13 protein-coding genes are annotated in these 13,055 nt (G+C 67.0%); 10 read left to right on the top strand and 3 right to left on the bottom strand.

The window, feature by feature from the left end; all coding sequences use genetic code 11:
- The first annotated feature begins 23 nt into the window (after positions 1-23).
- Entirely contained in the window at positions 24-446 is a 423-nt protein-coding gene (locus IEW34_RS09540) for a DoxX family protein (RefSeq protein WP_188608933.1), read from the top strand.
- 45 nt (positions 447-491) lie between these two features.
- Complete coding sequence (locus tag IEW34_RS09545) at positions 492-1,364, top strand: NmrA family NAD(P)-binding protein (protein WP_188608934.1); 873 nt, start codon at positions 492-494, stop codon at positions 1,362-1,364.
- Positions 1,365-1,886: 522 nt separating this feature from the next.
- Here IEW34_RS09545 and IEW34_RS09550 read toward each other — a convergent pair.
- Positions 1,887-2,780 carry an NAD(P)/FAD-dependent oxidoreductase gene (locus tag IEW34_RS09550; protein WP_188608935.1) on the bottom strand — a complete coding sequence of 298 codons (894 nt, stop codon included), beginning with the start codon at positions 2,778-2,780 and terminating at the stop codon, positions 1,887-1,889.
- A 127-nt stretch (positions 2,781-2,907) separates the two neighbouring features.
- Here IEW34_RS09550 and IEW34_RS09555 point away from each other — a divergent pair, with 127 nt between their 5' ends.
- The 7 genes from IEW34_RS09555 (at position 2,908) to IEW34_RS09580 (ending at position 9,503) form a co-directional block, all read left to right on the top strand.
- Entirely contained in the window at positions 2,908-3,369 is a 462-nt protein-coding gene (locus tag IEW34_RS09555; protein WP_188608936.1) for an Rrf2 family transcriptional regulator, read from the top strand.
- Between the two features lie 232 nt (positions 3,370-3,601).
- Positions 3,602-4,798 carry a TRAP transporter substrate-binding protein gene (locus IEW34_RS09560; protein WP_188608937.1) on the top strand — a complete coding sequence of 399 codons (1,197 nt, stop codon included), beginning with the start codon at positions 3,602-3,604 and terminating at the stop codon, positions 4,796-4,798.
- A gap of 93 nt (positions 4,799-4,891) precedes the next feature.
- Positions 4,892-5,929: a TRAP transporter substrate-binding protein gene (locus tag IEW34_RS09565; RefSeq protein WP_188608938.1), complete on the top strand. Its 1,038-nt coding sequence runs from the start codon at positions 4,892-4,894 to the stop codon at positions 5,927-5,929.
- Between the two features lie 68 nt (positions 5,930-5,997).
- Positions 5,998-6,735 carry an enoyl-CoA hydratase/isomerase family protein gene (locus IEW34_RS09570; protein WP_188608939.1) on the top strand — a complete coding sequence of 246 codons (738 nt, stop codon included), beginning with the start codon at positions 5,998-6,000 and terminating at the stop codon, positions 6,733-6,735.
- A 96-nt stretch (positions 6,736-6,831) separates the two neighbouring features.
- Positions 6,832-7,413, top strand: coding sequence for a TRAP transporter small permease (locus IEW34_RS30510; protein WP_244641895.1), 582 nt, complete (start codon positions 6,832-6,834; stop codon positions 7,411-7,413).
- On the top strand, positions 7,410-8,705 hold the full coding sequence (locus tag IEW34_RS09575) for a TRAP transporter large permease (protein WP_244641896.1): 1,296 nt from the start codon (positions 7,410-7,412) through the stop codon (positions 8,703-8,705). Before IEW34_RS30510 ends, IEW34_RS09575 begins: the two co-directional genes overlap by 4 nt.
- A 3-nt stretch (positions 8,706-8,708) precedes the next feature.
- The gene (locus IEW34_RS09580; protein ID WP_188608941.1) at positions 8,709-9,503 is read left to right on the top strand and encodes a TetR/AcrR family transcriptional regulator; all 795 of its coding nucleotides are present in this window, start codon (positions 8,709-8,711) and stop codon (positions 9,501-9,503) included.
- Between the two features lie 74 nt (positions 9,504-9,577).
- Here IEW34_RS09580 and IEW34_RS09585 read toward each other — a convergent pair whose 3' ends face one another.
- Positions 9,578-10,870 carry a CaiB/BaiF CoA transferase family protein gene (locus IEW34_RS09585; protein WP_188608942.1) on the bottom strand — a complete coding sequence of 431 codons (1,293 nt, stop codon included), beginning with the start codon at positions 10,868-10,870 and terminating at the stop codon, positions 9,578-9,580.
- A 279-nt stretch (positions 10,871-11,149) separates the two neighbouring features.
- Here IEW34_RS09585 and IEW34_RS09590 point away from each other — a divergent pair, with 279 nt between their 5' ends.
- Positions 11,150-11,632, top strand: coding sequence for a VOC family protein (locus tag IEW34_RS09590; protein WP_188608943.1), 483 nt, complete (start codon positions 11,150-11,152; stop codon positions 11,630-11,632).
- Positions 11,633-11,663: 31 nt separating this feature from the next.
- Here IEW34_RS09590 and IEW34_RS09595 read toward each other — a convergent pair whose 3' ends face one another.
- Positions 11,664-13,016 (bottom strand): amidase, encoded by a 1,353-nt coding sequence (locus tag IEW34_RS09595; protein ID WP_188608944.1) that lies wholly within the window; start codon positions 13,014-13,016, stop codon positions 11,664-11,666.
- Positions 13,017-13,055: the final 39 nt, after the last annotated feature.

A 13,055-nucleotide genomic window follows, 5' to 3' on the forward strand; every position in this document is an offset into this window, starting at 1 on the left:
GCGAGCCCATGGGAGAACGACAAGTGTCCGAAACTATGAACCTGCATCAAGTGCCTGAAGCTATGACCTTGCATCGCAGCCTGTGGGCCGGCCGGATATTGAGCGCGATTGTCGTTGTCGCTCTGGTGGCAGACGGGACTATTCAGCTTCTCGTGCCGGCACAGGTCGCGGGCATGCTGCGGGAAACCGGGTTCGCGGTGGACCTGACCCGTACCGTGGGCCCGACCATACTTGTCTGCGCCATCTTTTACGCCATTCCGGCCACCTCCGTCCTCGGCGCGATCCTGGTGACGGGCTTTCTGGGAGGCGCAATCTGCGCCCATGTCCGCATCGGCGAGTTGGGATCGCCGCCGGAACTTATTTCCCTGCTTCTGGGCGCGATGACATGGGGTGGCCTCTACGCGCGCGATCCCCGTATCCGGGCCCTTCTGCCAATCGTCCATTGAACCGACAGGGGCATTGCTCTGTCCTTCAAGATCAGGAGAAAACGCATGTTTTTAGTCATGGGAATTACCGGAAAAGTGGGCAGTGCAACGGCAGAACATCTGCTGGCGCACGGCAAGAAAGTACGCGCGCTCGTCCGCAATCGCGAGAAGGCGGCCAACTGGGCGAACCGGGGCGTGGAACTGGTAGACGGCGATTGGACTGATTCGGCAGCCATCGTGCAAGCGCTCAAAGGCGTCGAAGGCGCGTTTGTCATGTTGCCGGCTGTCTGGGCGCCCTCGCCTGATTACAGAGAAGCAAAAGGCCTGATCGCAACCTATGTCGAAGCGATCACCAAAGCAACGCCGCCGCGCGTGGTTGCGCTTTCGTCGATGGGTGCGAACAGAACCAGCGGGCTCGGGATGATCACGGCCTTGTCGCTTCTGGAGCAAGGTCTTCGTGACCTGACATCTCCAATCGCATTTGTGCGCGCCGGCGGATTCTTCGAAAATTTTCTTTACGGCTTGCAGGTCGCCCAGAGCGGAGCGCTACCGGTCTACTATAATCCGACAAGCCGGAGATCAACCATGGTCGCGACGAACGACATCGGCGCGGAGGTCGCAACCCTTTTGAGCGGGCCGGCCTGGTCAGGGCGGCGCGTCGTCGAGCTTGGCTCGATGGTCAGCGCGGATGAAGTCGCCGAGCAATTGGGTGAGGTCTTGAAGCTTGACGTGAAAGCCTTCGCCGTCCCGCGCGCAGGGTGGGCGGAGGCGTTCGAGCAGTTCGGCATCCCGAAGGGCCACACCGGACCTGCCGAAGAAATGTTTGAGGCCGTGAACGCGGGATGGATGGACCTCGGAGCCGAGGATACGGAGCACGTAGCGGGTACGACGTCCGCACGCGATGTATTCGAGGCTGCACAGAACGCCGCCAAGGCGTAAGTCCGGGCCGGATCAGGCATGAGGGGGAGACTGCCCGCTTCTGCCTCGGACGCGTCCCCGTCTATCCGAACACGCACCGTCGGCGCCGCCTGAGGGGTTCACAACGCTTGCCGGCCCGGGCCGATTGCGCACGAAGCTAAAGGAAGCGGGGCCCTCGGCGCTCGATATCGAAGAGATCGAGGTCGTCTGGGAAGGGCCCGCTGGCCAGTCCTACCTTGACGATGTTCGGGAGCTGCACGGCTACATGGGTGCCTATGCCACGCTCGATGAGGGTGAACGCCGCCGGATGGACGAGCCGATCCTGACGGTGGTCGGCCATTGCAACGCACAACCGGGTCGTGCTCCGCTCCAGCGTACTTCTGGCCTTCGGCACGAGACGGTCGTCACCCCACGGCGCCCGTCAATCACGGCGGCCAGAGGGTCTGCTGAAGAGGAACAGTCGCTGGCGCTGCGTTGGCCGATGGCGGTACGCCGGCCCAGATCGGCTTGGCGGCGCCGAGTGCCGAACGCAACTGCCCTCGCCTATCCCAGCAGCGAGTGGTGCGCGCCGACGCCGGCGAGCACGCCGGCTGCCGAAGCCATGGTGGCATTGTGCATGGCGGCGGCCGCATCACCGGCGGCGTAGACGCCGGGCACGGTGGTCTGCTTCCACTCGTCCACGCGCAGGTGCGGACCTGTGTGGCCCTCGTCCACGGCACAGCCGAGTTGCTCGGCAAGGGGGCTTGCCATCTGCGTCTGGGGAGCGGTGAACAGGGCGCCGAGCGGCACCGTGCGGCCGTCGGCGAGGCGCACCGCATCGAGCGCCGGGGCTGGGCCGAGCAAGGCGACCACCGGTATAAGCTCGATGGCGACGCCGCGCTCGGCCAGGCGCCCCCGCGCCGCCTCGCTGAGCTCCAGCCGCCCTTGGGTGAACAGGGTGGTCGGGCCCCAGTCGGCGATCAGCAGCGCCTGCTCGTCCGCCCTGGCATGGTTGGCGAGAACGCCGAGCGGCCGCCCGGCGACTTCGTAGCCGTGGCAATAGGGACAATGCAGCACGCTCTCGCCCCAGCGCTCGTCGAGGCCGGGGATCGACGGCAGCACATCGCGGACGCCCGTCGCCAGGATCAGGCGGCGCGCCGCCTTCTCGCCGCCGTCGCCCAGCGACACCGTGAACCGCTCGTGCTCGCCCGCGGCCGCCGTGGCGACACCATGGTGCACGGCGACGGTGGGATAGGCACGGAGCTGCTTCAGGCCCTCGGCCACGATGGCCGCCGGCGCCACCCCGTCCTGGCCGAGGAAGCCGTGCGCGGCCTTGGCGAAGCGGTTGCGGGGCAGGCCGGCATCGATCAGCAGGACGGGGCGGCGGGCGCGGACCAGTTGCATGGCCGCCGACAGGCCGGCGAAGCTGCCGCCGATGATGATGGCGTCATAAGGCAAAGGGGATGGCTCCTCTCACGCATCTAATGAAGTTACGAGATAATGCCGACGATCAACTCAACACGCAACCCTATTTGTTACGTGATTGGGTTGCCCTATGATGCGCGCGACCAGGAGGGCCCACTCGGTGCGAAACGACAGCCGGCTTTCGCGCATGCTGCACGTGCTGATCCACATGGACCGGCACGCGGGCGCCGTCACGTCGGAGACGCTGGCCGCGATGCTGAGCACCCATCCGGTCGTGGTGCGCCGCACAATGGCCGGCCTCAAGGCCGCCGGCTACGTCCGCTCCGAGAAGGGCCACGGCGGCGGCTGGGCCCTCGCCCGTCCGCTCGACGCCATCACTCTGCGCGACATCTACCAGGCGCTCGGCGCCCCCCAATTGTTCGCCATCGGGCTGGCGGTCGACCATCCCGAGTGCCTGGTGGAGCAGGCGGTGAACGGCGCGCTCGGCGAGACCATGCGCGAGGCCGAGGGTCTCGTCCTCCAGCGCTTCGGCGAGGTCACTCTGGGAGACCTCGCGCGCGACTTCGATGCGCGGTACGGCGCCGCCTGCGGACCGGCCGGGCAGCAGTCGCCGTCGCGCTGAACACCGTCCCGTGCAGCGGCGGTCGGACAGGTCCTCACGGCTGCACACCGTGGCGGCCCGCAGCTACGCCTGCGCGCGAAGAATGATTTATGATCCTTTAGTCATTTTTGTTGCGATGACCGCCAAACGGGTGTTCAGTCGCGGTGGTCGGCGGTATCCGCCGACCTCGAAACAGGCAAGGACGCTCGGCCTCCGCCGCAGCTAACCAAGGCCGGATCGATGGGAAACGCTCGTGGTCCAGCAGATGAACTCCGCATCCCGGCGATGCAGGCGGCTGAATAGCTTGGGCCGACACAAGCGCGTGGCGATTGAGTGGGACCACCCAATCGCAAGGGAAGCGCTTCAGATTCAAAAAATTGGAGCATTGCGCCGTTGGACGTTGTCCATCGACCGGCGCATTGGTCCGGTTAAGCGCGCGATCGCCGCGATAGCCCTCGTTCTGGCGACATCGGCGGCCGGCGGCGCAGCAGCGCAGCAGCCCATCGAGCTGAAGCTGCTCGATCGCTTCCCGGTCGACCACTACATCGCCCGCTACGCCACGCTCTACTGGATCGACGAAGTGCAGAAGGCGACCGGCGGGGCGGTCAAGATCCAGCGCTATCCGAGCGAGAGCTTGGGCAAGTCAAAGGACATGCTGACGCTGGTCAAGGCCGGCGTCACCGATATGGGCGAGTTCTTCCCGGGCTATCTCGGCGCGCCGATGGCGCTCTCCACCATCGGCGAATTGCCGGGCCTGGTGCCGAACGCCTGCGCTGCCTCGCTGGCCTACGAGGAACTGGCCCGCCCCGGCGGGATCATCGACAAGGCCGAGCTGGTTCCGGCCGGCGTGCGCATGCTCTACGTGGTGGGCTTGCCGCAGTACGAACTCTTTACGTCACGGAAGATCGAGTCTGTGGCCAGCCTGGGCGGCCTGAAGATCCGCTCGAGCGGCGCCACCATGGATGCGGGCCTGCGCAGCGTCGGCATCGTCCCGATCCGCATGGGCGCGCCCGAGCTCCACGAATCGTTCTCCCGCAAGACCGTCGATGGCACCGCTTTTCCCATCGCCAGCCTCTACCCCTACGACCTGGCGAAGCTGGTGAAATATGGCACCGTCGGCGGCACGTTCGGCAGCAGCATCACCTTCTATGGCATATCGAGCCGGGTTTGGGACAAGCTGCCCGCCGCCGTCCAGGCGGCGATGCTGGAGGCCGGCGAGCGGACGACGCGGCGGGCCTGCGCGCTGATCGACCGCGACAACGAGGAAGCCTTCAGAACGCTGGAGCAAGGCGGGGCTACGCTGGTCCGCTTCACGCCCGAGCAGGGCGAAGCGCTGCGTGCGCTCTACGCGCCGGTGACGCAGGAATGGGCGACGGCCCTGGATGGTCGCGGCAAGCCCGGCAGCGAGGTGCTGACCAGGTTCCGCGAGGCAGTCGCCCGCGGCCAATAGGGCCAACAACGCATAACCATCGGACCGGCAGGCGAATGAACCGCCGGGCGCCGAGGGGCGTGACGCGATGGACATGAGAGGGAGGACAAGGACATGCAGCGGATGATCAGTCGCGGCGTGATGGGCGCAGGGCTGGCGATCGGTGTGGTCGCGCTACTGGGTGCCGGCACCGCTATAGCCGAGACGATCAAGCTGAAGCTGGCCGACCGGCTGCCACAGGAGCACTACGTCGCCCGCTACACCACGGAATACTGGATCGACGAGGTGCAGAAGGGCACCGGCGGGAAGGTCGCAATCCAGCGCTTCCCGAGCGAGCGGCTCGGCAAGTCAAAGGACATGCTGATGCTGACCAAGTCCGGCGTGGTCGACATCGGCGAGTATGTGCCGGGCTACCTCGGCGATCAGATGCCGCTGTCGACCGTGGGCGAACTGCCCGGCATCGTCCCTACCGCCTGCGCCGCCTCCTTCGCCTATGAGGCGCTGGCCAGGCCCGGCGGGCTCTTGGACAAGGCTGAACTCAAGCGCCAGGGATTGCGGCTGCTCTATGCGGTCGGACTGCCCGCTTACCAGCTCTTCACCTCCAAGCAGATCGGGGACTTGGCCAGCCTCGAGGGACTGAAGGTGCGCTCGACGGGACCGGCGATGGACTCGGGCCTGCGCCAGCTCGGCATCACGCCGATCCGCATGAGCGCGGCGGAGCTCAACGAATCCTTTTCGCGCGGCACCGTCGACGGCACCGCCTTCCCCGCCGCCAGCATCTTCTCCTACGACCTGCAGAAACAGGCCAAATACGCCACCACGGGCCTGAGCTTCGGCAGCAGCATAACCTTCTACGCCATCTCGACCAGAGTCTGGGACAAGCTGCCGGCAGACGTCCAGAAAGTCATGGCCGAGGCGGGCGAGCGAACCACCCGCCACGGCTGCAAATTGATTGACGCCGATGACAAGGCGGCCTTCGAGCGGCTGCGGGAAGGCGGCACCGCGCTGGTGACACTTCCCGACCAGCAGCGGGAGAAGTTCAATGCGCTGTTGTCGCCGGTCGCCGTCGAATGGGCGGATGGGCAGGACAAGAAGGGCCGCGCCGGCAGCGAGACGCTGAAAGCTTTCCGCGCCGCAATACCGACGCCCTGACGGCGGCAGCGTTCTCTCCGCCGGCCGCTGCCGCGGCCGGCTGCCGTTCCTCGCAGATAGGCCAGTCGATGCCGACCACCGCAAGCTACAGCGTCCGCCGCATCGCCGGCGTCGACATCGGCGAGTTCCATCTCCAATCACAGTCGGGAATGAACCCGCTATCCAGCTCGACCGTGGCCGCGATGCATGACGGCTTGCGACGCCTGGATACGGTCGAGCCGCCGCACGCCATCCTGTTCCGGGCGAGCGGCCGCTGCTTCTGCGCCGGTGCCGATCTCAAGGAGTTCGGCACCATCACCGAGGAGGGGTTTCGCGGCTACATGGTCGCGGTGCTCGAGATGTATGCAGCCATGGCCGAGGTGCGCAAGCCGGTGATTTCGCTCGTGCATGCCGACGCGCGCGGCGGCGGCGCCGCGGTCGCTCTGTTCTCCGATTTCGTTATCGCCGCCGACAACGCCTTGTTCGCGCTGCCGGAAGTCCACAGGGGTCTGGCCGGTGGCGGCTACCTGTTGCCGCGGCTGGTGGGCAAGCAGCGGGCGGCCGAGATGGTGCTGCTCGGACGCACCTACACCGCCCAGGCCATGCAGCAGATGGGGTTGGTGACCGAGGTCTGTGCCTCCGAGGCGCTCGAAGTGCGCCTGGAAACGCTGTGCGCCGAGCTCGCGCAGATCTCTCCGGGGGCGTTCGCGGTCGGCAAGCGCTCCCTGGCCGCCGGGCTGTTCACCGGCATGCGCGAAGCAATGGCCACGCATGTGGAAGCGCAGACGCAATCCTTTCGCCTGGCTCGCGACAACGGCTTGCTGTGACGTCCGCCGCGTCCGGGCTTCACGAGGCCCGCCCGGACGCGCTTCGCCTGTCCCTTAATGGCGGCACACCACAACGATACCTGGGGGCGCACCGTGTTGAGACATATCGAGCGCACGATAGATTCAATTGATTATGTTTTGCGTGGATTTATCGGAGCATGTTTAATACTTGTCATGTTTATTATATTCTTCGACGTCGTGGGACGCTATGCATTCAACAGCCCCATCTCCTGGGTCTACGACATCGTCGCCATCTATTTCCTCAATGCGATTCTCTACCTCATGGCTTCGGAGACACTGCGGTCGGGCAGCCATCTCGCGCTCGACCTTCAGGTCCGGCTGTTGCCGCAGCGCGTCTGGTCCCTGCTGCAGGGCGCGGCATGGTTGGCGGTCGCCGCAGTTCTGGCCCTCGCCTGTTGGCAGATCGGCGGTGCGGCGATCCGGAGCCTGATCGCCGGCGAAGTGCATCCCGGCCTGTATGAATGGCCGGTCTGGCTGGAGAAGGGGATCGTGGCCTTCGGCCTGGCACTTCTGGTGGTGCGCATCGGCCTGCGGCTGACGCGCTTCTGCCTGACGGGCGCCGATGCGCGAGTATTCCACACCGAGGACGCCCACGATGCCGGGGCGCTGCCTCCTGCCGCGCTCGGCGAAGCGGCTGGCGGAGGGCGGGCCCGGTGAATACCTCTGCCGTCTTCTTGATTCTGGGCGTGCTGTGCCTGCTGCTGCTGTTGCGCATCCCAGTGGCGTTTTCGATCCTGGCCGCCGCCTCGCTCGGCTTGCGGCTGGTCGCAGGCTCGGACGTGTTGATGGGCATCTTGGAGACGACGCCCGTCTCGGCGGCCGCGAGCTATGAGTTCGTTACCGTGCCGATGTTCCTCTTGATGGCCGAGTTTGTCGTCATCAGCGGTGTCGCGGACGGGATCTTCCGGGCGGCGGCGGCATGGGTCGGGCGATTCCCGGGCGGGCTGGCCGTCGCCACAGCGCTCGCCGGAGCCGGCTTCGGTGCCATCTCCGGCTCGAGCACGGCGGCGGCGGCGACGCTCTCGGCCACCTCCGTCCCGGCCATGCTGCGCGAGGGGTACGAGCCGAAGCTCGCCTACGGCGTCGTCGCCATCTCCGGCACGCTCGCCATGCTGATCCCGCCGAGCGTGGCCATGGTGCTCTATGGTCTGATCGCTGACGTCAGCATCGCCGCGCTCTTCGTCGGTGGCGTGATCCCGGGCATCGTGGTCGCCGTCACCATCATCTTGACCGTGCAGGCCATCGTCTGGCTCGACCCGTCGAAGGCGCCGCGCATCACCCACTATTCACGCAAGGACCGGTCGCAGGCGCTGCGTGTTGCCATGCCGATGATGCTGCTGTTCGCGGGCGTGACGGGAGTGATCTATTCGGGCGTGGCCACGCCGACCGAAGCCTCGGCGATCGGCGCCTTGGGTGCCTTCGTCATCGCTATGGCAGCGCGCCGGCTCGACCGGCGCAACGTTCTTGCCGCGGCCTCGGCGGCAGCGCGGACCACCTGCATGGTGCTGATGGTGATCGTCGCCGCCCACGTGCTCGCCTACTTCCTCGTGCTGACCAGTGTGACGGAAAATCTGATCAGTTGGGTGAACGGGCTGGGCCTGCCGCGCTGGGGCGTGCTGATGGTGATCTACGCGATCTTCCTGATCCTCGGTTGCTTCCTCGACCTCGCAGCCATACTGGTGCTGACCATTCCCGTGGTGCTGCCGCTGGTCGTATCGCTGGGCTACGATCCGATCTGGTTCGGCATCATGGTGATCGTGCTGGGCGAGGTCGGGCTGGTGACGCCACCCGTGGGCCTGAACGTTTTCGTCGTCGCCCGTGTCACCAAGCAGCCGGTCATCGAGGTGTTCCGGGGCGTGACGCCGCACGTGTTCGCGCATCTGATCGCCATTGCCGTGCTGACGATCTTCCCCGAGCTGGTGCTATGGCTGCCGAGCACGATGAAATAGAGCATGATCTCGAAGGGCGGCCGCCGGATTCTCGGCAGGATCACGCCCAAACCAACGACTTGGAGCGAGAGGATGATTCAAGTGGAATCATCATCTCGCTCTAGACGCGACATGCCCGAGAGCGACACGAGACATATGCCGATACGCAAGGGAGAAAAAAAGAAGACCCGGCAAGAGAAGGCGGCCGAGAACAGGCTGAAGCTGCTGCACGCCGCCGCCGAAGTGGTCGGCGCCCTCGGCTATACCGAAGCATCGGTGGCGCGCATCGTCGAACGGGCTGGACTAGCTCATGGAACATTTTATCTCTATTTCGAATCACGTCAGGATTTGTTCGATCAACTGCTGCCCGAGATCGGGGGCGAGGCGTTGGCGGAGATCCGCGAGCAGCTCGGCGTGCCGCCCGACTTCATTACAATGGAGGAGCGCGGCCTACGGGCGTTCTTTGGCTATGTGCTGAAGAACCCGGCCTATTTCCGCATCCTCACCGAAGCGGAGGCGGCTGCGCCGGCTGCTTACCGCAAGTATACCGCGGATCGGACAGGGCGCTTTCTCGATTCAATTACCACGGCCTGGCGGCGGGGCGAAGTGAAGGGTTTCAGCCAGCAGGAATTGGGCGTCCTGACGCAAATCATGCTGGCGTCACGCGCCTATCTCTTCCAGCACTACGGCAAGGACACGGATGGCCCCCGGGCAGTGCCGGAGTGGGTGGTCTCGGCGTATGTCCGCTTCGTCGCGCGCGGCCTGGGACTGCCCGAACCCCAGGCGGGGTCCGAGGCGGAGCCGCCGTCGACGACTTGAGGGCGACACGTTCCGAAGTCGATGGCGCGAGTCAGCCCCGATGAAGCCGCAGGAAGCGACGTCGCGGCTTCCCGTCAGTTGCCCTCCATGGTCCCAAGCACCTCTCGCGCCGCGTCCTGTCTGGCCCGGCCAAGACCGCCCTCGCGCGCGATCTGGAGGATGCGGTCGGGGCCGTATCCAAGCAGCGCGCCGAGGACGGCATCGGTGTCAACACCGAGCATCGGCGCGGCGACGGGATCGGCCAGCGGCGTTCGGCTGAAATGAATGGGCAGCCCGACGTTGGGCACCGGTCCGAGCACCGGATGCTCGATCTCGCTGAGCAGGTCGAGCGCGGCGACCTCCGCTGATTGCAGCGCCTCGCCCACCGTACGGATCGCGCCGGCGGCCACCCCCGCCGCGTGCATCCTGGCCAGCCAATTGGCGCGATCGTCCCGGCGCAGCGCCTCGCCGATCAGGGCGAGCAAGGGCTTCTGGTTGTCCCGCCGCGCCTTGCTGGTGGCGTAGTCCGGATGATGGGCAAGATCGGGCCGGCCCAGCACGTCCGTCATCAGTCGGCGGAAAATGCGGTCGTTGGCGCAGGCGAGATAGATGGGGCCGTCTCTGGTCTCGAACGACCCGACCGGCACGGCGGTGTTCTGGGTGTTGCCGAACCGCGTGGGGCTCACGCCCGTCGCAAGATACGACATGTGGAAATTTCCCAGCATGTTGAGCGCCGCTTCAATCAGCTTGGTCTCGATGCGCTGTCCCTCACCCGTGCGCATGCGGGCGATGAGCGCCGCCTGGATCGCGTTGGCCGTCATCATCGCGGCGGCCATGTCCATGATCGACGGCCCGGCACGGACCCCCTCCTGCTCGGGAAAGCCATTCATCGATATGAAGCCGCTCTCGGCTTGGACAATCGGATCGAACCCCACCCGTCCGGCCGACGGCCCGCTGCGGCCGTAGGCGGAGACGGAGCAGAAGATCAGGTCGGGCTTGCGCGAAGCGAGCAGCTCATAGCCCAGCCCGAGCCGCTCCATCGCACCGGTGGCGAAGTTCTCGACCACGACGTCGGCTCGCTCGATCAGGTCGAGCGCCACCTCGCGCCCGGCCGGCGACTTGAGGTCGAGCCCCACGCTCTCCTTGTTGCGGTTCGCCCATAGATACGGAACGCCTTCGCTCCCGATATGCGGAGGATAGCTGCGGAAGCCGTCACCCTCGTCGGCATTTTCGATCTTGATCACCCGCGCCCCAAGGTCGGCCAGGATCAGCGTGGCGAATGGACCCGCGATGAAGTGCGTGAAATCGACGATGGTTACATCTGCCAGCGGCGTCTGCGCCTCCGCCGGCCTCGGTTGATGCGCCGGCAACGACCTGCCTCTTCGCATGCGCTCTTCTCCCTTTGCTCATTGTTCTCGCCTGCGAGCCGGCTGAGCCGGGCTGGCGACGGGGATCGTAGCTCGCTGTCGGAGATGCCGACAATAAAATGATTAATGATCCACTTGTCATTTTTAGTGCAGTTGCGTCGCCGCACATTGGGCGCGTCCGTTTGGAACCTGGAGCGTCTGCCGCGCCGGTGAGAACGCCGCGAAGCGACAATGTCGGGATCCGCAGCCGCCGCGCGTCCTCAGGCCACGGACGACATCTTGCGCGAAACGGAGCCCTGCATGCCCACCATCGTCTCCCACCTGTGGTTCGAGAAGGACGCGCGCCGAGCGGTCGAGCGCTACGTCTCGCTGGTTCCCGGCTCCGCCGTCATCAGCGGCAGCACGCTTGCGGCCGAGACACCGAGCGGCCCGCCGGGCAGCGTCGAGATCATCGAGTTCCGCCTCGGCGACCAGCACTTCGTGGCCCTTCAGGCCGGCCCGCTCGATCCGTTCAACCATTCGTTCTCGATCCAGGTCCGCTGCGAGAGCCAGACCGAGATCGACCGCATCTGGGACGGGCTGCTCGCCGACGGCGGCGCGGCCGAGCAGTGCGGCTGGCTCAGGGACCGCTGGGGCCTCTGCTGGCAGGTAGTACCGCGCATCCTCGGCGAGATGGCAGCCGACCCCGATCGCGCCCGCGCCAAGCGGGTGACCGAGGCCATGCTCGAGATGGTCAGGATCGACATCGCAGCGCTGGAGCGCGCGTATCGGGCCGAGGCGTAGCGCCGGCGGTCGCACGCCCGGCGGAGCAGCCTCAGCCCGCCAGAAATGCCTCGACGGCGGCGGCCATGGCGAACACCTTGTGGTCGGCCCGGGCGAGGCCGGCGATGGTCAGGCCGACGGGAGCGCCGCCGGCGGCGGCCACGGGCAGCGAGATGGCGCAGCCGTCGATCAGGTTGATCAGCGATGCGTTGCGCAGCGCCCGCGCGTTGGCCCGGCCGAAGGCCTCGTCGGTTGCCAGGTCGGCGATTCGCGGCGGTAGGCTCGCCACCGTCGGCATGACGATGGCGTCGTAGGTGGCGAAGCGCGCTTCGACCCGGGCAATGAGGCCGCGCCGCGCCGCCAGGAGATCGAGATAGTCCGCCGCGCTTTGCGCGGCGCCCTTCTCGATGCGGCTCAGCACGCGCGGATCGTAGCTCGCGCCGGCTTCGGCGATCAGGCCGCGATGCCAGGCATAGCTTTCCGCCGCGGCCAGGCCGCCCTTGGCATTCATGGCGCCGACCTCGGCGAACTCCGGCACGGCGATGCGCGATACCAGCGCCCCCGCCCGCTCCAGCGCTGCCAATGCCTGCTCGAAGGCCGCCGCCACCTCCGGGCCGAGATCGTCGAGGACGACGGTTGTCGGCACGGCGAGCCGCAGCCCGGCGGGACCAAGGGGCACGACGGGCGCCGCCGCATCGCCGGCGAGCACCGCGTCGAGCGCGGCGCAGCAGGCGACCGAGCGGGCCAGCGGCCCGATCGAATCGAGGCTCGGCGACAGCGGCACGCAGCCCTGCTGCGGCACCCGCCGCGCCGTGGGCTTGTAGCCGACGATGCCGCAGAAGGCGGCCGGGATGCGGCAGGAGCCGCCGGTGTCGGTGCCGAGCGCGCCGTGGGCCATGCCGTCGGCGACCGCAACGGCGCCGCCGGAGGTGGAGCCGCCGGAGGCACGCCCGACCGACCGCTCGAAGGGCGCGCGCGGGTCGCCGTAGTGCGGGTTCAGCCCCAAGCCCGAATAGGCGAACTCGGTCATGCTGGCGCGGCCGATCACGACGAAGCCCGCCTGCCGCAGGCGCGCCACCGCGGCCGCGTCGTGGCTGGCGGCCGGCCGGCCGGCGAGCGCCGTGGAGCCGGCGGTGGTCACCTCGCCGGCGATGTCGAACAGGTCCTTGATGGCGAGCGGGATGCCGGCGAACGGCGACGGCGCGGCGCCCGCCCGGCGCAGGTCGTCCATGGCGCCGGCGCTGCGCCGTGCAGCCTCGTGAGCGACGCTGACGAACGTCCGGGCCCCCTCGCCGGCCGGATCGTCGATGCGTGCCAGGCAGTCCTCGACCAGTTGGCGGCTGGTGGTGGCACCGGCGGCAAGGTCACGCGCGAGCGCAGCGAGAGTCGGCGATTTGGTCGGCATGGCTGTTTCCTGGCGGTGAAGGCGGTCGTATCTAACCCG

This window comes from Chelatococcus reniformis, from assembly GCF_014640075.1.
Classification (GTDB): domain Bacteria; phylum Pseudomonadota; class Alphaproteobacteria; order Rhizobiales; family Beijerinckiaceae; genus Camelimonas; species Camelimonas reniformis.

What these genes read in the sequence shown, in the direction of transcription:
- IEW34_RS09570 (WP_188608939.1), top strand. Translation starts at nt 5,998, where the DNA reads ATGCCGACCACCGCAAGCTACAGCGTCCGCCGCATCGCCGGCGTCGAC.
- IEW34_RS09590 (WP_188608943.1), top strand. Translation starts at nt 11,150, where the DNA reads ATGCCCACCATCGTCTCCCACCTGTGGTTCGAGAAGGACGCGCGCCGA.
- IEW34_RS09585 (WP_188608942.1), bottom strand. Translation starts at nt 10,870, where the DNA reads ATGCGAAGAGGCAGGTCGTTGCCGGCGCATCAACCGAGGCCGGCGGAG.
- IEW34_RS09565 (WP_188608938.1), top strand. Translation starts at nt 4,892, where the DNA reads ATGCAGCGGATGATCAGTCGCGGCGTGATGGGCGCAGGGCTGGCGATC.
- IEW34_RS09545 (WP_188608934.1), top strand. Translation starts at nt 492, where the DNA reads ATGTTTTTAGTCATGGGAATTACCGGAAAAGTGGGCAGTGCAACGGCA.
- IEW34_RS09595 (WP_188608944.1), bottom strand. Translation starts at nt 13,016, where the DNA reads ATGCCGACCAAATCGCCGACTCTCGCTGCGCTCGCGCGTGACCTTGCC.
- IEW34_RS09580 (WP_188608941.1), top strand. Translation starts at nt 8,709, where the DNA reads ATGATCTCGAAGGGCGGCCGCCGGATTCTCGGCAGGATCACGCCCAAA.